The sequence below is a fragment of the Rhodoferax sp. genome (assembly GCF_034520025.1).
In the GTDB taxonomy this organism is placed as follows: Bacteria; Pseudomonadota; Gammaproteobacteria; order Burkholderiales; family Burkholderiaceae_C; genus Allorhodoferax.
Window position 1 is genome coordinate 273,431 of the sequence record NZ_JAXHNZ010000001.1, and the last position, 18,299, is coordinate 291,729.

The 18,299-nt window shown below is 57.5% G+C and carries 27 protein-coding genes; 7 read left to right on the forward strand and 20 right to left on the reverse strand.

The features are described from left to right. Nucleotides 1-142 precede the first annotated feature (142 nt). From U5L73_RS01270 to lipA, 3 genes are all read left to right on the forward strand, one after another. Nucleotides 143-445, forward strand: a complete 303-nt coding sequence (locus U5L73_RS01270; protein ID WP_322560664.1) for a YbeD family protein — start codon at nt 143-145, stop codon at nt 443-445. 61 nt (nt 446-506) lie between these two features. Further along, on the forward strand, nt 507-1,154 hold the full coding sequence (gene lipB, locus U5L73_RS01275) for a lipoyl(octanoyl) transferase LipB (RefSeq protein ID WP_416221271.1): 648 nt from the start codon (nt 507-509) through the stop codon (nt 1,152-1,154). Nucleotides 1,155-1,196: 42 nt separating this feature from the next. After that, nucleotides 1,197-2,231, forward strand: a complete 1,035-nt coding sequence (gene lipA / locus U5L73_RS01280; protein ID WP_322560666.1) for a lipoyl synthase — start codon at nt 1,197-1,199, stop codon at nt 2,229-2,231. Nucleotides 2,232-2,299: 68 nt separating this feature from the next. Here the strand turns inward: lipA and U5L73_RS01285 are convergent, their stop codons facing one another. Then, the gene (locus U5L73_RS01285) at nt 2,300-2,776 is read right to left on the reverse strand and encodes a hypothetical protein (protein WP_313874391.1); all 477 of its coding nucleotides are present in this window, start codon (nt 2,774-2,776) and stop codon (nt 2,300-2,302) included. 141 nt (nt 2,777-2,917) lie between these two features. Between U5L73_RS01285 and mgrA the strand changes: the two genes are divergently transcribed. Together mgrA and U5L73_RS01295 are read left to right on the forward strand one after the other, a co-directional pair. Beyond that, complete coding sequence (gene mgrA, locus U5L73_RS01290; RefSeq protein WP_322560667.1) at nt 2,918-3,964, forward strand: L-glyceraldehyde 3-phosphate reductase; 1,047 nt, start codon at nt 2,918-2,920, stop codon at nt 3,962-3,964. Nucleotides 3,965-4,010: 46 nt separating this feature from the next. After that, nucleotides 4,011-4,856, forward strand: coding sequence for a DMT family transporter (locus U5L73_RS01295; RefSeq protein ID WP_322560668.1), 846 nt, complete (start codon nt 4,011-4,013; stop codon nt 4,854-4,856). A gap of 79 nt (nt 4,857-4,935) precedes the next feature. On the opposite strand, the gene ptsP is transcribed toward U5L73_RS01295, so the two are convergent. From ptsP to U5L73_RS01325, 6 genes are read right to left on the reverse strand one after another with little or no spacing between them, the layout of a single operon-like run. Further along, the gene (gene ptsP, locus U5L73_RS01300; RefSeq protein WP_322560669.1) at nt 4,936-6,714 is read right to left on the reverse strand and encodes a phosphoenolpyruvate--protein phosphotransferase; all 1,779 of its coding nucleotides are present in this window, start codon (nt 6,712-6,714) and stop codon (nt 4,936-4,938) included. Between the two features lie 34 nt (nt 6,715-6,748). Further along, complete coding sequence (locus tag U5L73_RS01305) at nt 6,749-7,018, reverse strand: HPr family phosphocarrier protein (protein ID WP_313882055.1); 270 nt, start codon at nt 7,016-7,018, stop codon at nt 6,749-6,751. Continuing rightward, the gene (locus tag U5L73_RS01310) at nt 6,987-7,433 is read right to left on the reverse strand and encodes a PTS fructose transporter subunit IIA (protein WP_322560670.1); all 447 of its coding nucleotides are present in this window, start codon (nt 7,431-7,433) and stop codon (nt 6,987-6,989) included. Before U5L73_RS01310 ends, U5L73_RS01305 begins: the two co-directional genes overlap by 32 nt. A 23-nt stretch (nt 7,434-7,456) precedes the next feature. Beyond that, complete coding sequence (locus U5L73_RS01315; protein ID WP_416221251.1) at nt 7,457-8,668, reverse strand: MFS transporter; 1,212 nt, start codon at nt 8,666-8,668, stop codon at nt 7,457-7,459. A gap of 5 nt (nt 8,669-8,673) precedes the next feature. Beyond that, complete coding sequence (locus U5L73_RS01320) at nt 8,674-9,192, reverse strand: hypothetical protein (RefSeq protein ID WP_322560672.1); 519 nt, start codon at nt 9,190-9,192, stop codon at nt 8,674-8,676. Beyond that, nucleotides 9,189-9,890: a DUF4197 domain-containing protein gene (locus U5L73_RS01325; RefSeq protein WP_322560673.1), complete on the reverse strand. Its 702-nt coding sequence runs from the start codon at nt 9,888-9,890 to the stop codon at nt 9,189-9,191. The genes U5L73_RS01320 and U5L73_RS01325 overlap by 4 nt, the downstream gene beginning before the upstream one ends. Nucleotides 9,891-9,907: 17 nt before the next feature. Between U5L73_RS01325 and U5L73_RS01330 the strand changes: the two genes are divergently transcribed. Continuing rightward, complete coding sequence (locus U5L73_RS01330; RefSeq protein ID WP_313874400.1) at nt 9,908-10,405, forward strand: TlpA disulfide reductase family protein; 498 nt, start codon at nt 9,908-9,910, stop codon at nt 10,403-10,405. A gap of 151 nt (nt 10,406-10,556) precedes the next feature. After that, a complete protein-coding gene (locus U5L73_RS01335) occupies nt 10,557-11,036 on the forward strand; it encodes a GNAT family N-acetyltransferase (RefSeq protein ID WP_322560674.1) in 480 nt (159 codons plus the stop codon). Nucleotides 11,037-11,054: 18 nt separating this feature from the next. Here U5L73_RS01335 and U5L73_RS01340 read toward each other — a convergent pair whose 3' ends face one another. The 13 genes from U5L73_RS01340 to tuf all read right to left on the reverse strand — a co-directional run bounded on the left by U5L73_RS01340 (nt 11,055) and on the right by tuf (nt 18,264). Continuing rightward, nucleotides 11,055-11,561: a peroxiredoxin gene (locus tag U5L73_RS01340; RefSeq protein WP_322560675.1), complete on the reverse strand. Its 507-nt coding sequence runs from the start codon at nt 11,559-11,561 to the stop codon at nt 11,055-11,057. Between the two features lie 92 nt (nt 11,562-11,653). Next, a complete protein-coding gene (gene rpsQ, locus U5L73_RS01345) occupies nt 11,654-11,923 on the reverse strand; it encodes a 30S ribosomal protein S17 (protein ID WP_322560676.1) in 270 nt (89 codons plus the stop codon). Between the two features lie 10 nt (nt 11,924-11,933). After that, nucleotides 11,934-12,143: a 50S ribosomal protein L29 gene (gene rpmC / locus U5L73_RS01350; RefSeq protein WP_322560677.1), complete on the reverse strand. Its 210-nt coding sequence runs from the start codon at nt 12,141-12,143 to the stop codon at nt 11,934-11,936. A 16-nt stretch (nt 12,144-12,159) separates the two neighbouring features. Then, nucleotides 12,160-12,576, reverse strand: coding sequence for a 50S ribosomal protein L16 (gene rplP / locus U5L73_RS01355; RefSeq protein ID WP_068836220.1), 417 nt, complete (start codon nt 12,574-12,576; stop codon nt 12,160-12,162). A 2-nt stretch (nt 12,577-12,578) separates the two neighbouring features. Continuing rightward, the gene (rpsC, locus tag U5L73_RS01360) at nt 12,579-13,460 is read right to left on the reverse strand and encodes a 30S ribosomal protein S3 (RefSeq protein ID WP_296511047.1); all 882 of its coding nucleotides are present in this window, start codon (nt 13,458-13,460) and stop codon (nt 12,579-12,581) included. 16 nt (nt 13,461-13,476) lie between these two features. Continuing rightward, the gene (gene rplV / locus U5L73_RS01365; RefSeq protein ID WP_075585605.1) at nt 13,477-13,806 is read right to left on the reverse strand and encodes a 50S ribosomal protein L22; all 330 of its coding nucleotides are present in this window, start codon (nt 13,804-13,806) and stop codon (nt 13,477-13,479) included. Nucleotides 13,807-13,816: 10 nt separating this feature from the next. After that, the gene (gene rpsS / locus U5L73_RS01370) at nt 13,817-14,095 is read right to left on the reverse strand and encodes a 30S ribosomal protein S19 (RefSeq protein WP_313874405.1); all 279 of its coding nucleotides are present in this window, start codon (nt 14,093-14,095) and stop codon (nt 13,817-13,819) included. Between the two features lie 11 nt (nt 14,096-14,106). Then, nucleotides 14,107-14,931 (reverse strand): 50S ribosomal protein L2, encoded by an 825-nt coding sequence (gene rplB, locus U5L73_RS01375; protein WP_322560678.1) that lies wholly within the window; start codon nt 14,929-14,931, stop codon nt 14,107-14,109. A 2-nt stretch (nt 14,932-14,933) separates the two neighbouring features. Further along, complete coding sequence (gene rplW / locus U5L73_RS01380; RefSeq protein ID WP_087495491.1) at nt 14,934-15,260, reverse strand: 50S ribosomal protein L23; 327 nt, start codon at nt 15,258-15,260, stop codon at nt 14,934-14,936. Beyond that, nucleotides 15,257-15,877 carry a 50S ribosomal protein L4 gene (rplD, locus tag U5L73_RS01385; RefSeq protein WP_087495492.1) on the reverse strand — a complete coding sequence of 207 codons (621 nt, stop codon included), beginning with the start codon at nt 15,875-15,877 and terminating at the stop codon, nt 15,257-15,259. Before rplD ends, rplW begins: the two co-directional genes overlap by 4 nt. After that, complete coding sequence (gene rplC / locus U5L73_RS01390) at nt 15,877-16,551, reverse strand: 50S ribosomal protein L3 (RefSeq protein ID WP_322560679.1); 675 nt, start codon at nt 16,549-16,551, stop codon at nt 15,877-15,879. The genes rplD and rplC overlap by 1 nt, the downstream gene beginning before the upstream one ends. Before the next feature lie 186 nt (nt 16,552-16,737). After that, nucleotides 16,738-17,052, reverse strand: coding sequence for a 30S ribosomal protein S10 (gene rpsJ, locus U5L73_RS01395; RefSeq protein ID WP_068674876.1), 315 nt, complete (start codon nt 17,050-17,052; stop codon nt 16,738-16,740). Nucleotides 17,053-17,073: 21 nt separating this feature from the next. After that, a complete protein-coding gene (gene tuf / locus U5L73_RS01400) occupies nt 17,074-18,264 on the reverse strand; it encodes an elongation factor Tu (RefSeq protein WP_296510516.1) in 1,191 nt (396 codons plus the stop codon). Nucleotides 18,265-18,299 lie beyond the last annotated feature (35 nt).

An 18,299-nucleotide genomic window follows, 5' to 3' on the forward strand; every position in this document is an offset into this window, starting at 1 on the left:
GAGGCTATCAGTGCCCCGTAAGCTTTAGCAGACAGCGCCTCAGGACTTATGCATCGACGGCGATAATCGTTTCAGTCCGACACACCAGCACCCCGCAGGAAAGTCCCCGCCGGATAACAGCTAACTTTTGAAAGGCGCGAGCATGGCCACCACCAAGTCCCCAGGCGACAACATGAGCAATCCACGCGCAGAGTCCTTAATCGAATACCCGTCTCTATTCCCCATCAAAGTCATGGGGCACAAGGTCGATGGTTTGGTGCAGGCGATTGGCATGATTGCGAAGCAATTCGACCCCGCGTTTGATCCCAAGACTATTGAGCTCCGCGAAAGCAAAGGCGGCAATTACCTTGGCGTCACCATTACAGTGACTGCCACCAGTCGCGAGCAACTCGACGAGCTGTACCGCACCTTGTCGACGCACCCCATGGTGAAAGTGGTGCTGTAAGTCCGTGACGATAGACCTGTTTCAGCGCGGCAAGTTGGACTATGTGCCGACCTATGAGGCCATGCAGCGCTTTACGACCAAAAGACCCGTAGGCCCCGCGTCAGAAGAGCGTGATCAGCTATGGATTTGTGAGCATCCACCGGTCTTCACACAAGGCTTAGCAGGCAAGCCGGAACATATTTTTATGCCCGGCGATATCCCGATTGTGCAGACCAACCGTGGCGGCCAGGTGACCTATCACGGCCCGGGGCAGGTGATGGGTTACCCGATGATCGACCTCAAACGGGCAGGGTACTTCGTCAAAGAATATGTCTATCGCATCGAAGAAGCAGTGATCAAAACTTTGTTCCATTTTGGCGTGACCGGCCACCGCGTGGCGGGTGCTCCGGGCATATACGTCCGGCTGAGTGACCCTTGCGGCCACACTCCCTTGGAGCAGCGCCCCCGCATGGGAGCGGTCCACCACCAAGACCCGGACTTCACAGGGCTGGGCAAAATTTCGGCACTCGGCATCAAGGTCAGCCGCAACTGCACGTACCACGGGGTCGCGTTGAATGTGGCCATGGACCTGGAACCCTTTTCGCGGATCAACCCTTGCGGGTATTCGCAGCTGCAAACGATAGACCTTTCTACAATCGGGGTTCAAGTCAGCTGGCAAGATGCCGCAGACGTACTGGGCCGAAAACTCGCCACTTATCTTGCACCTTAAGGTGCGCCCGGGGCCACGGCCCCGCAGCAGAGACGCCACACCATGAGCCAAAGCGACACCTCCCTCGACACGAAGCGCGAACACAGCACCGCGAACCCCACGGTGCGCGAGGCCCAATCGACCGCCGATTACAACCCCTTGGCCAAGCAGAAAGCCCAGGCCAAGTTGGCGCGCATCCCGGTCAAGGTGCAGCAAGGCGAAGTGCTCAAAAAACCGGACTGGATCCGCGTCAAGGCCGGCAGCCCGACCACCCGCTTCTACGAAATCAAAGAAACATTGCGCGCCAACAAGCTGGTCACGGTGTGCGAAGAAGCCAGCTGCCCCAACATTGGCGAATGTTTCGGCAAGGGCACGGCCACCTTCATGATCATGGGCGACAAGTGCACACGTCGCTGCCCCTTCTGCGATGTGGGCCACGGCCGCCCCGACCCGCTGGATGTGAACGAGCCCGACAACCTGGCCAAGACGATTGCCCAGCTCAAACTCAACTACGTGGTGATTACCAGCGTAGACCGTGACGACCTGCGCGACGGCGGTGCCGGCCACTTTGTCGAATGCATCCGCAAGACGCGTGAACTTTCACCCAAGACGCAAATTGAAGTGCTGGTACCCGACTTCCGCGGCCGCGATGACCGCGCGCTCGAAATTCTGAAGGCCGCGCCGCCCGATGTGATGAATCACAACCTGGAAACCATTGCCCGCCTCTACAAGGAAGCGCGCCCCGGCTCGGACTATCAGTTTTCACTGAACCTGCTCAAGAAATTTAAGGCACTTTTCCCTGATGTGCCCACCAAGAGCGGCCTGATGGTTGGCTTGGGTGAGACCGACGAGGAAATCCTGGAAGTGATGCGCGACATGCGCGCCCACAACATCGAGATGCTCACCATCGGCCAGTACCTCGCGCCCTCCACCAGCCACCTGCCGGTGCGCCGCTATGTGCACCCCGACACCTTCAAGATGTTTGAAGAAGAGGCCTACAAAATGGGCTTCAAACATGCGGCGGTCGGTGCCATGGTGCGCTCCAGTTACCACGCAGATGTGCAAGCCGGCCACGCGATGGGCACACCCGCCGCCTAAAACCCGAGTTGCTATACATTTAATAGCTGCCGGCGCCCATTCATTGGGGGCTAGCAGCTATTTTTACTTCAAGGCTTAGCGTATCCACGCTCGACCCAAGCCACCGCACTGGCGCGGCTGAGCTTGAAAGCCGGTGACACCTTGACCTGCGCAATCACGTCATCGCCCTCATCCCTCGCCGTCAGGGTGGCGGTAGGATTTTCTTCGTCGGGCTCAATGTCCAGGTAGACCGTCACGCGGCCCTCGCCTGCCGCCACTTCCATACTTTGGTGCAGGCTGGCGTGTAACTGCTGTTCGCTGCGGCGCACAAATTCGCGGGCGGTTTTCACCAGCGTCAAAAAGGCACTTTGGTCGAGTGGCTTGGGGTTCTTTTTGTCGCGGCCCATGGTCCAAGGACCGACCAGCGCGGGCTCTGAGGCTCCGTCGGCTGTCATCGCCACGGCCCAGCCATCGTCATCTTCGTTCTTCACCACGCGGGCAGTCCAGCCATCGCTGATCCACAGACGCGGCTCTTGGGTCTTCATGTCGGATTCGTTCAAATTCATGGCGTGGAGTATGCAGGGAGATAGGTACACAGCGCCCGTGAGATTTGCAGAAATCGGAGCAATTTTCTTTTGAATTTAAGCGCATAAAAAATGAACAACAATAGCGATCCCCAGTTGTCACTTTCATCCTCCAATCACACCATGTACCACGCAGCCTCTGACCGATACGACGGACGTGTTCCCTACCGCACCTGCGGCAAAAGTGGCCTCAAACTCCCAGCGGTGTCGCTGGGCCTGTGGCACAACTTTGGCGATGCCACGCCCTTCCAGACCCAGCGCGACATGCTGCGCACCGCCTTCGATTTGGGCATCACCCACTTTGATCTGGCCAACAACTATGGCCCTCCGTACGGCAGCGCCGAGACCAACTTTGGCGAACACCTGCGCCGCGACTTCAAGCCCTACCGCGATGAGCTGCTGATCTCCAGTAAGGCCGGCTACGACATGTGGCCCGGCCCCTATGGCCAGGGCGGAGGCTCGCGCAAATACGTGCTGGCCAGCCTGGACCAGAGCCTGAAGCGCATGGGCCTGGACTACGTGGATATCTTCTACAGCCACCGCTTTGACCCCGACACTCCGCTGGAAGAAACCATGGGCGCGCTGGCCACCGCCGTGCAGCAGGGCAAGGCCTTGTATGCCGGTATCAGCAGCTACTCGGGCACCAAAACGCGCGAAGCGGCAGCTATTTTGAAGAGCATGGGCGTGCCCATGCTGATTCACCAACCCTCCTACAGCGTGATGAACCGCTGGATCGAGGAAGACCTGCTGGACGCGCTGGAAGAAACCGGCATAGGCTGCATTGCCTTCAGCGCGCTGGCCCAGGGCCTGCTAACCAACAAGTACCTCAACGGTGTGCCCGCGGACGCGCGCATCAACCGCCCGGGCGGTGGCTCCTTCAAGCAGGACCACTTGAGCGAGCAAAACCTCAAACATGTGCGCGCCCTCAACGCGATTGCCCAAGCCCGCGGCCAGAGCCTGGCCCAAATGGCCACCGCATGGGTGCTGCGCGATGCACGCGTCACCTCAGCATTGATCGGCGCCAGCAAGCCCGAACAGATCGTGGACCTGGTGGGCGCCATGAGCAATCTCACCTTCAGTGCAGAAGAGCTGGCTACCATCGACGGCCACGCGGTGGATGGTGGCATCAACCTCTGGAAGCGCCCTTCCACCGACCAGCGCCTTGCCTGAGCCGGCTACGCCAGACAACAAGTACCGAGCGGCTAAGCTTGCAGGCATGAATGCATCCCTTCTTGCTCTAGCTGCTATCGCCCTGTGGGGTAGCCTGGCCCCTTTGGGCGTCTCCTTGGGCCATGTACCGCCGTTTCTGCTCACAGGCGTCGGCTTGGTCATTGGCAATGTGATTGGCTTCCTGCTGGCACGCGGCCGGGTGAGTGCGTGGAAGGTGCCCGCTGCCACGTTGGCGCTGGGGGTTTATGGGCTGTTCGGGTTTCACTTTTTGCTCTTTGTCGCCCTGCGCCATGCGCCACCGGTGCAAGCTAATTTGGTGAACTACTTGTGGCCGCTGGGCATTGTGTTGATGGCTCCGCTGTTTCTGCCCGGCATGCGGCTGGGTGCGCTGCACGTAGCGGCCGCCTTGCTCGGCTTTGCCGGTGCGGCTCTGGCAATTTTGGGTGGCCGCGACAACGGCAGCGGCATGGGCGGTTGGGCTTGGGGCTATTTGCCGGCCATGGCCTCTGCCTTTGTATGGGCTAGCTATTCGCTAATGACCCGGCGGGTGTCGCCGTTCCCGAATGCAGCGATCGGCTTGTTTGGGTTGGTGTCTGGAGTGCTTTCACTGCTGTGCCACGTACTCTTAGAGCCATCCGTCACGCTGAGTGCGCACGATTGGCAGCTGCTGGCGGTACTCGGTTTGGGGCCCTTGGGTGGTGCGTTTTACCTGTGGGATGCGGCGCTCAAACGCGGAGATGCACGCACCATCGGTGTGTTGTCATTTCTGACGCCATTGCTGTCCACCCTCGGCCTGCTCTGGATACGGGGCGAATGGCCTAGCGCCAGTGTGGCGTTGGCAGCCGCCATGATCGTGGGAGCAGCCGTGTTGGGCTCGCGCGCTAAGGCTTAAACATCTGAAGAAAACATGCTCTAGCCCTCACAGAAATTACGCCCTTAGCTATTAAAACAATAGCTAATCGACACTTGCATCAGACGTATCCGCCCGCCAGCTCCAAGGCCGGGTCTTCCGCGGTGCGCACCCGCTGGGCCCATACGGCCAGCTTGGTGGTGTCGGAGCGCAAGATCTCTTGCTTGACCGCCAGAATCTGCGCGGGGTGCATGGAGAAGCTGCGCAGTCCCAAGCCCAGCAGCAAGCGCGTCAGGGTCACATCACCCGCCATTTCACCGCACACACTCACGTCTTTGCCCTGTGCACGGCATTCGGCAATCGTGTCCGCGACCAGCCGCAGCACTGCGGGGTGCAGTGGGTCATAGAGGTGGGCCACCGATTCGTCAGCGCGGTCGATGGCCAAGGTGTACTGGATCAAGTCGTTGGTGCCAATCGACAAAAAGTCGAAGTACTTCAAAAACAAGGGCAGGCTCAAAGCTGCCGCGGGGATTTCGATCATTGCGCCCAACTGCACCGGGCCATACACATCCCCCCGGCGGTCAAGCTGGGCACGAGCCCGCTCAATATGCGCCAGTGTTTGGCGGATTTCGCTCGCATGGGCCAGCATCGGAATGAGCAAACGGACTTTGCCATGCGCGGCAGCCCGCAAAATCGCGCGTAGCTGCGTCAAAAACATGGCGGGCTCGGCCAGGCTCCAGCGGATCGCCCGCAAGCCCAGCGCAGGGTTGAGGTGGGCGTCGTCATGTACTGACGCATCCAGCGGCTTGTCAGCCCCCACATCCACGGTGCGGATGGTGACAGGCAAGCCCTCCATCCCTTCAACTGCCTTTTTGTAGGCCCGGTACTGCTCTTCTTCGTCCGGCAACTGGCCATGGCGCCCCATGAACAGAAACTCGCTGCGAAACAGCCCGACGCCCAATGCGCCTGCCTTGAGTGCGGCTTGAGCGTCTTCCGGCATTTCAATGTTGGCCAGCAATTGGATTTTCTCGTCATCCATGGTGACGGCAGGGGTGGGCAGCAGGCGCTGCAAGCGGCCCCGTTCGAGTTCACCTTGGCGCTGTTTGAAGCCGTATTCCGCGAGGATGATGGGCGATGGGTCCACGATGACCACACCGGCGTCACCATCGATGATCACCCAGTCATCCTGCCGCACCAATTGGCTGCAGGTGCGCGCTCCTACCACCGCGGGGATGTCCATGCTGCGCGCCACGATGGCGGTGTGCGAGGTTTTGCCGCCCACATCGGTGATGAAGCCCGCAAACACGCTTTGCTTGAACTGCAGCATATCGGCCGGCGACAGATCGTGGGCGATGAGCACCAGGGGCACATCCACGGTGTCGTCCAGCAACAAGTCCTGTTGCGCGCCTTTGCGGCTCGGCCGCTGAGCGGGCAGTACCGGCGACTGGCCACCCTTCATCGCACGCAGCACCCGTTCGCAAATCTGCTCCATATCGGCCTTGCGCTCGCGCAGATAGGCGTCTTCCATTTCATCGAAATGGCGAGCAATGATCTCGAGCTGGGTGGTCAAGGCCCACTCCGCGTTGTACAGGCGGTCTGTGATCCAGTGTTTTACGCCGCCGACCAGCTCTTCGTCTTGCAGCAGCATCAAATGCACATCCAGCAAGGCGGCCAGTTCGGTAGGCGCCTCTTTCGGGCCCATGCGGCTGATGCTGGTTTGGAGGCGGTAGATTTCTTCAACCACCGCATCGCGGCCTGCCCGCACCCGGGCGATTTCGGCATCCACCTCATCCGGTTGGATGAAGTAGTGCGCGACGTCCACCCGGCTCGACGCGACCAAGACCGCGCGCCCGATGGCAATGCCCCGGGAAACCGCGAGGCCGTGGACCGAAAAAGTCATGTCTGCAGGCTCCGCAGGGTCGGGGGCAGCGGGGTCATTCGCCTTCTCCGAACTTGTCGTTGATCAGGGCCAACAAGGCGTCCATGGCTTCTTGCTCACGGTCGCCACTGGTCTCGAGAGTGATCTCGGAGCCTATTCCGGCTGCCAGCATCATCACGCCCATGATGCTTTTGGCATTGACACGGCGCTCACCACGAGACATCCAGACCTCGCAAGGGAAGCTGCCTGCCAATTTGGTGAACTTGGCCGAGGCCCGTGCATGGAGGCCCAGTTTATTGACTATGGTTGTGTTGGTGCTGATCATGGGTTTTACGATGTTGGTTTTGCGGTGCGGTGACCGCGACTTGCATGATGCTCTGAGTGCCACCGGCGAGCGCTCGGGTGACCAAAACGTCCAGCGGCTCATGCCGGTAATTAACGGTGCGCAACAGCATGGGTAGGTTGACGCCTACCACCAGCTTGGACTGGTGACCATCCACCACCTTTTGGGCCACGTTGCAGGGGGTGGCGCCGAACACATCGGTCAGCACCAACGCTTGCGGCGCACCGAATTGGCGAAGCAGCGCAAGGGCTGCTGCGCGGGTCACGTCGGGGTTTTCGTTGGCGGGAACATCCAGTGCGCGGATTCCGTCTCCCGCGTCGGGGTACACATGCAGCACACAGGCTCGCAATGCACTGGCAAGGGGAGCGTGGGCGATGATAAGGATGCCGGTGTTCATACGAAGTCAGAGTTGGGCGTTGATTATGGCGTCTTTGCCCGGCACGCCACCAGATAAGCCAGCACACTGGCCCCACCAAAAGCCGCAAACGCCACTTGAAACGCCTGCACTTCAGGCAGCCCTTGGGCCTTCAGGACATCCAGCAACAGGCCGAGGCCCCACTGCACCGCAAACACACCCGCAAAAATCACCAGGTTATAGGCCGACAGAGCCCGTCCAGCCAGCCCGGCAGGAAACGCCATGCCCACCGCCGGCTGCGCAAGTGCGGCGACCGTAGAAGCCACACAATACAAGGCAAATACGACTGCAGCGCCCACCGATAGTGCGGGACCCGCTACGATTAATATAGCAAGCATCACAAAACTGACCGGCACCCAACGGCGGATCATCTTTTCAGCGGTATGCCCGTTGCGAGCCAGCCATGGGTTGGCCCATCCCCACAGCCAATACGCCAGCAACATGGCCACATTCAGCCAAAACAAACCACTGGCGGCTTGGGCCGGTGTGTAACCGGCAACCTTGGTCATCCATGGGCCCGCCCACAGGGTTTGCATCGCCACGAGGCCGCCATAGTTAACAAAGCCCAGCGGAGCCAATGCCCTGAAATACGGGTTGCGCCACACTTCGGCATAGCCCTGCACCGGTGCGCTACCGGTTGCAGCGGTTGCAGGGGCCTCCCACGCGGGTACTAGCCAAGCGATCAAGACCATGCCGATCAGCATCAGGGCCGCTAAGGCCAAAAAGATGCCGCGCCAACCGATGACCGGCAAAAGCCACTGGACCGGCAAGGTGGAAGCGACCATGCCAAACGCGCCGACCATCAACATCCACGAATTGGCGCGCATCAGTTGTTCCGGGGCGAACCAGCGACGGTATCCGGTGAGGGCCGCCATGAGGCAAGCGCAGACTCCAATACCGCAGAGAATCCGCGCGAACAAAAGCCCCACAAAACCGTCGGCCTGTGAAAACGCGAGGCATCCCGCCAAGGCTGCTGCCAAAAAAAGTAGCTCCACCTTGCGCGGGCCATGGCTGTCCAGCCATTTGCCCAAAGGGAGTTGCATGGCAGCGAAGCCCAGAAAATACCCGCCAGCAAGCAAGCCAAGATCAGCGGATTGCAGTTGAAACTCCGCAACCAGAGTAGGCGCTATCGTGGCCGTGATTGCGCGGATCAGAGCAGACAAAAAATAAGCGAAAGCGAACGCCAGGAACACGGCGATCGCCTTATTGCGTGACATGGAACTCATAACAGCGAGATGTCTTCTAGAAATGTCAGCGCCCACTCTGGCGAAACGTTCGACGCGTACACGGCGAGGTGATAGAGGCGTTGTTCATGCAAGAACCAGCTGAGGCGCGCCTGTATCGGCTTGCCCTGTGGATCGACGCCCATTGCCTGAATGGAAATGGCGCCTTTACTCCAGGAGGGCGACGTCCATGGAGCGGCCTCTGGCGTTCCAGCGCTCATGGAACGCAGGGTTTGTTGTTGCCACGCACTTTGAATATCGCGAGTCGCCGCCTCGTCTAGCACGGCGACCTGGCTGATCGCGAATAACGCGTCCCCAGCTTCGCAGCCCATGATGTCCAGTGACAGGGTTTTATCGCCAATCTGCTGATTGCGTGTGGCGCTGTCAGGCTTGCAGGGAAGATTGAAGGCCACCGCGCCCAGCGGAGCTTTGCGCCAATTCATCGTCGGGCTGCACGCAGTGACAGCTGCGATGACGGCGAAGGCCGCCATCGCGCGGACCCAGCGAACACGGCTCATCGGAGCGTGCCGAATACTTTGCTGAGAATGCTGCTGCCGTAAGCAACAGGGTTTTGCCGGATTTTTTTCTCTTCTTCGCCAATCATGAAGTACAGGCCGTCCAAGGACTTGCCGGTGACGTACTGCTGAATGTTGGCGTCCTCTTTCTTCAGGAGCCCCAACTCGGAGGCACGGCCTGCGACTTGGTTGTATTTGTCGGCGAGCCCCACATTGGAGGTGGCTTGGGTCACTATGGGCAGAAATTTGGTGCCCAGCGGTGCCCGGGTTTTTTCCGCAAAGAATTGGCTGACGGCAGTGTCGCCGCCTGCGAGTATGCCCTTGGCATCCTGCACTGACATGCCCTGCACTGCCTTCATCAACACATCTTTAGCCATCGGAACCGCGGCCTCTGCCGCGCGGTTCATGGAAGTCACCAGCTCGTCGACTTTGCCCCCCTGGCCAAATGTACGCATCAATTTGGCTGCGTCTTCGAGATATCCCGGCAATGCGATGCGAACTTTCTCGTTGCCAAGGAATCCATCTACCGCACCCAGTTGAAGAATAGCAGCCGAGGCGCCCTTCTCGAGTGCCACTTTCAGCCCTTTGCTTGCATCCGTGTTGCTGATGTCGGCCAAACTCAGGGCGTGGGCGCGCTGGGTGATGGTGCTGAAAAGGGTCGCTGTGAGCAGTGAGAGCGACGTAAACTGTCTACGGTCCATAGAGAGATTTCCTGCGTATGAAAAAACAAGTGGTATTGGGTGCCATCGTAGCGGCTTGCTTGGTCGCTGGTGGTGCTTTTTTGGTGTCCGATACAAAGGCCGCACCGGCGTCTACTTTCGTTTTGCTGGACGGCAGCAGCAAGCAGACCAGCGACCTTAAGGGGCGTGTGACCCTGGTGAATTTTTGGGCTACGAGCTGCACAACTTGCGTCGCAGAAATGCCCCAGATGGTGCAGACCTACGAGAAGTTCAAAGACAAAGGATTCGGTACCGTCGCAGTTGCGATGGCCTATGACCCGCCGAGTTACGTTGTGAACTTTGCACAGACACGCAAGCTGCCTTTCGATGTAGCGATCGACAACACTGGCGCTGTGGCCCGCTCTTGGGGTGAGGTGACCTTGACCCCCACCAGCTATCTGGTGAACAAGCGAGGCGATATTGTCAAACGCTACGTGGGCCAACCCGATTTTGATGAGCTGCACCAGCTGATCGAAAAGCTCTTACAAGAGTCTTAGGAGCTCAACACCTGCAATGGTGAGCGCGGTGTGTACGACGTCGATAAGCGTGTGTCACAGCTTGTGGTGATACATTGCCACTCCACAAGGAGCCACACTCAACATGGATTGCGTGGTGCTCACCGCCTAGACCCGCTTACTCTACGCCACCATGCAACCGCACGTTCTGATCGCTGACACTCATGAAAGCCTTGAGGGTATCCGCGGGCTGTTTGTGGAATACGCTGAGAGCCTTGGGGTGGATTTGTGCTTCCAGAACTTTGAGCAGGAACTTAGCACCTTGCCGGGAGAATATGCGGCCCCGCGTGGTTGCCTGCTGGCGGTTCAGATTGATGGCGCATGGGCCGGATGTTGCGCACTCCGTCCGCTGGATAACGTGGACTACCCCAACGCATCAGAAATGAAGCGCCTGTTTGTCCGACCCGCTTACCGGAGGCTGGGGCTAGGTCGCTTGTTAGCAGAAGCGATTTTGGACGTAGCCCGGACCATGGGTTATGACTGTGTTCTTCTAGACACCCTGAACGATTTGGAGAGCGCCCGCGCTTTGTACGAGGAGCTTGGCTTCGTTGAAGTGCCCCCGTATTGCTTCAACCCAATAGCAGGGGCCCATTATTTGCGGGCAGAACTCTAGTTCCACCCGCGTTCTCGCTTAGGCCTGGGCTTGAGCCAGCAAGGTGGCAGCGTCGCTCACCTCAAATTTGCCGGGGCCTTCAATGTTCAAAGTTGCGACTTTGCCGTCCTTGACCAACATCGAATAACGGTTGGAGCGTAGACCCAAACCTTTACCGGTGAGATCCAGAGTCAAGCCCGTCGCTTTGGCAAACGCTGCGTCACCGTCGGCAAGCATACGCACTTTGGTGCCGGTTTTTTGATCGCGCGCCCATGCGCCCATCACAAACGCGTCATTCACGCTCACACACCAGATTTCGTCGACACCGGCTGCCTTAAAAGCCTCTGCATGCTCCACATAGCCGGGCACATGTTTGGCAGAGCAGGTGGGGGTGAAGGCGCCAGGCAGAGCAAACACGGCGATGGTCTTGCCCGAGGTAGCTTTCGTGACCGGCACTGCGTTAGGACCGATGCTGCAACCTTCGCCTTCGATCTCTGAGTACTCCATGAGTGTGGTGTCTGGAAGTGCGTCGCCGACTTGAATCATATTTGCTCCATATGCAAAGTGTTAATACCAATGAAAACGGCCCACATTGTGGGCCGTTTCTTGCTCAACTGCAGGAATGAAGTCGTAAAGACTTAAACCGCAGCTGCCTTCTCTACCAAGCGGGTCGCAACCCAGTTCTTGGTCTTGGAGATAGGCTTGCTTTCGGTAATTTCGATCACGTCGCCCAACTTGTACTCGCCCTTTTCGTCATGGGCGTGGTACTTGCTGGTCTTCGCAACGATCTTGCCGTAGAGCTCGTGCTTCACACGACGCTCAATCAGCACTGTCACAGTCTTAGCACGCTTGTCGCTGACCACCTTGCCAACCAAGGCGCGCTTGAGGGATTTTTTAGCTTCCGTCATTTATCGCTCCTTATTTGGCGGATTTTTCAGCGCTTTGCTTTTGCACAAGAATAGTCTTGGCACGAGCAATATCGCGGCGCGCAGAGCGCAACGAAGCGGTGTTGTTGATTTGTTGCGTGGCCTTTTGCATACGCAGACCAAAGTGGGCTTTTTGCAAAGCTTTAACTTCGTCCTTCAGGCCGGCAACGTCTTTTTGGCGCAGTTCAGCAACTTTCGTCATTTCGATTTCTCCTGAATTACTGGCCGATCATGCGGCTGACAAATGTCGTACGCAATGGCAGCTTTGCAGCAGCCAAACGGAAAGCTTCGCGAGCGAGTTCTTCGGGCACGCCGACGATCTCAAACACGATCTTGCCGGGCTGAATCTCGGCCACGTAGTACTCAGGGTTACCTTTACCGTTACCCATACGCACTTCAGCAGGCTTCTGGGAGATCGGCTTGTCAGGGAACACGCGGATCCAGATACGGCCGCCACGCTTCACGTGACGGGAAATTGCACGACGTGCAGCTTCGATCTGGCGAGCCGTCAGACGGCCGCGGTCAGTACATTTCAGACCGAAGTCACCAAAGGCAACCGAGCTTCCGCGGGTTGCGACTCCAGTGTTACGGCCCTTTTGCTCTTTGCGGTATTTCCGGCGAGCGGGTTGCAACATGATTATTCTCCTTTACCGTCAGCTGCTGCAGCTGGCGCGGCGACTTTGCGAACGCGCTTAACGGCGGTTTTAGCGTCAGCACCAAGTGCTTCCGCGGGCTTGTCGCTGCCATCAGCGGGAGCGGCATTGCTGCCGACCGGACGACGGGCGCCACGAGGTGCAGCGCCTGGACGCGCACCACGATCATCACGGCGTGGGCCGCGAGGACGACGCTCTTCTTCAGCACGGGGCTCAACGGCTGCTGGCAGATCGTTACGGCCCAAGGTGTCACCCTTGTAAACCCAAACTTTCACGCCAATGATGCCGTAAGTTGTCTTAGCTTCAGAAGTTCCGTAATCGATGTCTGCGCGCAGAGTGTGCAAAGGCACGCGGCCTTCACGGTACCACTCAGTACGTGCAATTTCGATACCGTTCAAACGACCGGACGACATGATCTTGATGCCCAAAGCGCCCAAACGCATAGCGTTTTGCATGGCGCGCTTCATGGCGCGACGGAACATGATGCGCTTTTCGAGCTGCTGGGTGATGCTGTCAGCGATCAACTTCGCATCGATTTCGGGCTTGCGCACTTCTTCGATGTTCACTGCCACTGGCACGCCCAATTGCTTGCCCAGGTCACGCTTCAAGTTCTCGATGTCTTCGCCCTTCTTGCCGATCACCACACCCGGACGAGCCGAGAAAATGGTGATACGTGCGTTCTTGGCAGGACGCTCAATCAGAATGCGGGAAACCGAAGCGTTTTTCAGCTTGGCCTTCAGGTACTCGCGAACCTTGATGTCTTCCGACAACATGCCGGCGAAATCACGGTTGCTTGCGTACCAGCGAGAAGACCAGTTACGGCTGATCGCCAAACGAAAGCCGGTTGGGTGGATTTTTTGTCCCATATCTTCCTGGCCTCTTTCAGTTTCCAACCGTCACGTACACGTGGCACGTGGGTTTGCGGATTTGATTGCCACGGCCCTTAGCGCGCGCAGTGAAGCGACGCAACGAAGCACCTTGCTCGACGTAGATGGTTTTAACCTTCAATTCGTCGATGTCAGCGCCGTCATTGTGTTCGGCGTTGGCAATTGCGGACTCCAAAACCTTCTTGATGATCACAGCAGCTTTTTTCTGTGTGAATTGCAAGATGTTCAGAGCTTGATCAACTTTCTTGCCACGGATCAAGTCCGCGACCAGACGGCCTTTGTCCACAGACAAACGGACGCCACGAAGGGTTGCACGAGTTTCCATGGTCACCTCCTTATTTCTTCTGGACTTTTTTGTCCGCAGGGTGACCCTTGAAAGTACGTGTGAGCGCGAACTCACCCAACTTGTGGCCAACCATTTGATCGGTGATATAGACAGGCACGTGCTGTTTGCCGTTATGCACAGCGATGGTCAAGCCGATGAACTCGGGCAGGATCATGGAGCGACGGGACCAAGTCTTAATCGGCTTCTTGTCCTTGTTTGCCACGGCCTTTTCGGTCTTGGCAATCAGGTGATGGTCGACGAATGGACCTTTTTTCAGTGAACGAGTCATTTACCTACCCCTTACTTCTTGCGACGCGACACGATCATGACCTGCGTGCGCTTGTTGTTACGGGTACGGTAGCCCTTGGTCAGATTACCCCAAGGATCGACTGCATGACGGCCTTCACCGGTCTTGCCTTCACCACCACCGTGTGGGTGGTCAACAGGGTTCATCACAACACCACGAACGGTTGGGCGAATACCCATCCAACGCTTCACACCAGCCTTGCCCAACTGGCGCAAGCTGTGCTCTTCGTTTGCTACTTGACCAATGGTCGCGCGGCAGTCGATGTGGATCTTGCGGACTTCGCCAGAACGCACACGCACTTGAGCGTAGGTGCCTTCGCGAGCCAGCAAAGTAGCAGATGTACCAGCGGAACGGATGATTTGAGCACCCTTGCCAACTTGCAACTCTACGCAGTGGATGATGGAACCCACAGGAATGTTACGAATAGGCAATGTGTTGCCCACGCGGATAGGAGCTTCGGAACCGTTTTGAATGGTCGCGCCGACTTCCAAGCCACGAGGAGCAATGATGTACTTGCGCTCGCCGTCTGCGTAGCACACCAGAGCGATGTGCGCGGAACGGTTTGGATCGTACTCAATGCGCTCAACCTTGGCAGGGATGCCATCCTTGTTACGGACGAAATCCACCACGCGGTAGTGATGCTTGTGACCACCGCCCTTGTGACGGGTAGTGATGTGGCCGTTGTTATTACGACCGGCTTGTTGGAATTGTGGTTCCAACAAAGCAGCGTGGGGAGCACCCTTGTGCAGGTGGTCACGCGAAATCTTCACCATGCCACGACGGCCTGGGGAAGTTGGTTTCATTTTAATGACAGCCATGATTACGCAGCCTCCCCGCCGAGGTTCAGCTCTTGACCTGGCTTCAGTGTCACGTAGGCTTTGCGAACATTGTCGCGACGGCCAACAGACTTACCGAAACGCTTGGTCTTGCCCTTGGTGTTCACCACAGAAACGCCTTTTACCTCGACCTTGAACATCAATTCCACAGCGGCCTTGATTTCATACTTGGTAGCGTCTTGCAGCACCTTGAAAGTCACAGCATTGCTCTTTTCAGCAACCATAGTGGCCTTTTCGGACACGATGGGAGCGACGAGCACTTGCATCAAACGACCTTCGTCGAATTTGGTCAGATTGGGACCGTGGCTCATGCAAACATCTCCTTGAGTGTGTCCATGGCAGCCTTGGTCACCAGCACCTTTCGGTAGTGAACCAAAGACAGGGGGTCAGCATAACGGGGCTCAACCACCAGAACATTCACCAGGTTACGGGATGCCAGATACAGGTTTTCATCAACCTCATCAGCGATCACCAACACGGATTCCAGATTCATTGCCTTGAACTTAGCAGCCAAAGCCTTGGTCTTGGGAGACTCCACTTTCAGGGAATCCACCACGGCCAATCGGCCTTCGCGAACCAGCTGGGACAAGATAGATGCCATGCCTGCGCGGTACATCTTCTTGTTGATCTTCTGGCCGAAGTTTTCATCAGGCATGTTCGGGAAGATACGACCGCCGCCGCGCCACAGTGGCGAGGAGGTCATACCAGCGCGAGCGCGACCGGTTCCCTTTTGCTTGAAAGGCTTCTTGGTGCTGTGCTTGACCTGTTCCCGGTCTTTTTGTGCACGTGTACCTTGACGAGCGTTGGCCTGGAAGGCCACGACCACTTGGTGCACCAGATCTTCGTTGTAGTCACGACCAAAGACTGCTTCAGGAGCGTCGTATTTGGAAGTTGCCTGACCTTGTTCATTCAGGAGTTCGACTTGCATCAGTTCGCTCCTTTAGAGGCTTTGGCTTTGACTGCAGGACGCACGGTCACGAAACCGCCCTTGGATCCTGGGATAGCACCCTTGATCAACAACAGCTGGCGAGCTTCGTCAACACGAACCACGTCGAGGTTTTGAGTTGTCACGGTAGCATCACCCAGGTGACCAGTCATGCGCTTACCAGGAAACACGCGACCGGGATCTTGAGCCATACCGATAGAACCGGGCACATTGTGCGAACGGCTGTTACCGTGGGATGCGCGCTGCGAGGACATATTGTGACGCTTGATGGTACCGGCGTAGCCTTTACCAATCGAAGTGCCCTGCACGTCCACTTTTTGACCCGCAGCAAAAATGTCGGTCACTGGAACAGTGGCGCCAGTTACGTACTTTGCAGCAGATTCAGCAGTAACGCGGAACTCTTGAATGATTTCGCCGGCTTCAACGCCAGCTTTGGCCAAATGACCTGCGACAGGCTTGGTAATACGCGAAGCTTTGCGTGCACCAAATGTAACCTGCAAGGCTACATAGCCGTCGTTCTCTTGGGTTTTCACCTGTGTCACACGGTTGTTAGACACATCTACCACGGTCACAGGAACAGCGTCCCCGTCGTCCGTAAATAGACGCATCATGCCAACTTTGCGACCCAGCAACCCTAAGTGATTGCTAAGACTCATTGTTTTCTCCGTAACTCCCAACCATTGCAACTTCAATTGGCTGCAACGTTTTTTTACTTGGGAGACTGTTAATAAAACCCCGCGTGTCTCCACGTAGAGCCAGCGAGTATAGCCTGCACTTGCGGAGTGCGCAAGTGCTCAGCCGTTCGCCTAAAAAGGCCCCGCAGTAACGGGGCCTCAATCCGATTACTGCAGCTTGATTTCTACGTCCACGCCTGCGGGCAAGTCGAGTTTCATCAGTGCATCAACAGTTTTATCCGTTGGATCCACGATGTCCATCAAACGCTGGTGCGTGCGGATTTCGAACTGGTCACGACTAGCCTTGTTCACGTGAGGTGAACGCAGAATGTCGAAACGCTTCATGCGTGTTGGCAAAGGCACGGGGCCTTTGACAATCGCGCCGGTGCGCTTTGCAGTGTCAACAATTTCAGCTGCCGATTGATCGATCAGCTTGTAGTCAAACGCCTTCAGGCGGATGCGGATTTTTTGTTTGGCGGCCATCGTAATTCCTTAATGTGCGAATTACGCGATGATTTTGGCAACCACGCCGGCGCCCACGGTACGACCGCCCTCGCGAATAGCGAAACGCAGGCCTTCTTCCATGGCGATGGGGTTAATCAACTTCACAGTGATGGACACGTTGTCACCAGGCATCACCATTTCTTTGCCTTCTGGCAACTCGATCGCACCGGTCACGTCCGTTGTACGGAAGTAGAACTGGGGGCGGTAGTTGTTGAAGAAAGGAGTGTGACGTCCACCTTCGTCCTTGGACAAAACGTAGATTTCGCCAGTGAAGTGGGTGTGTGGCTTGATCGAGCCGGGCTTGCACAGCACTTGGCCGCGCTGCACGTCTTCGCGCTTGGTACCGCGCAACAAGATACCGACGTTGTCGCCTGCTTGACCTTGGTCGAGCAGCTTGCGGAACATTTCAACGCCTGTGCAGGTGGTCTTTTGTGTGTCGGCGATACCAACGATTTCGATTTCTTCGCCGACCTTGACGATACCGCGCTCAACGCGACCTGTCACCACGGTGCCGCGGCCGGAGATCGAGAACACGTCTTCCACGGGCATCAGGAACGCGCCGTCCACTGCGCGCTCTGGCAGGGGGATGTAGGAATCGAGTGCGTCAGCCAACTTCATGATCGCGCCTTCGCCCAGGTCACCCTTGTCGCCTTCCATGGCGAGCTTGGCAGAACCGTGGATGATGGGGGTGTCGTCGCCAGGGAAGTCGTACTTGGACAGGAGTTCGCGAACTTCCATTTCGACCAGTTCCAACAACTCAGCGTCGTCAACCATGTCGCACTTGTTCAGGAACACGATGATGTAAGGCACGCCCACTTGGCGAGCCAACAAGATGTGCTCGCGTGTCTGAGGCATTGGGCCGTCAGCTGCGGAGCAAACCAGAATAGCGCCGTCCATTTGAGCCGCGCCAGTGATCATGTTCTTCACATAGTCAGCGTGTCCGGGGCAATCCACGTGTGCGTAGTGGCGGTTGGCGGTTTCGTACTCAACGTGTGCAGTGTTGATGGTAATGCCGCGTGCTTTTTCTTCAGGCGCTGCGTCGATCTGGTCGTACGCTTTGGCGGATCCGCCAAACTTGGCCGCCAACACAGTGGTGATAGCCGCTGTCAGTGTGGTCTTGCCGTGGTCCACGTGACCAATGGTGCCAACGTTGACGTGTGGCTTGGTACGTGTGAATTTTTCTTTACCCATTTTTCAATTCTCCAAAGAGCTAATCCCGTGTGTTG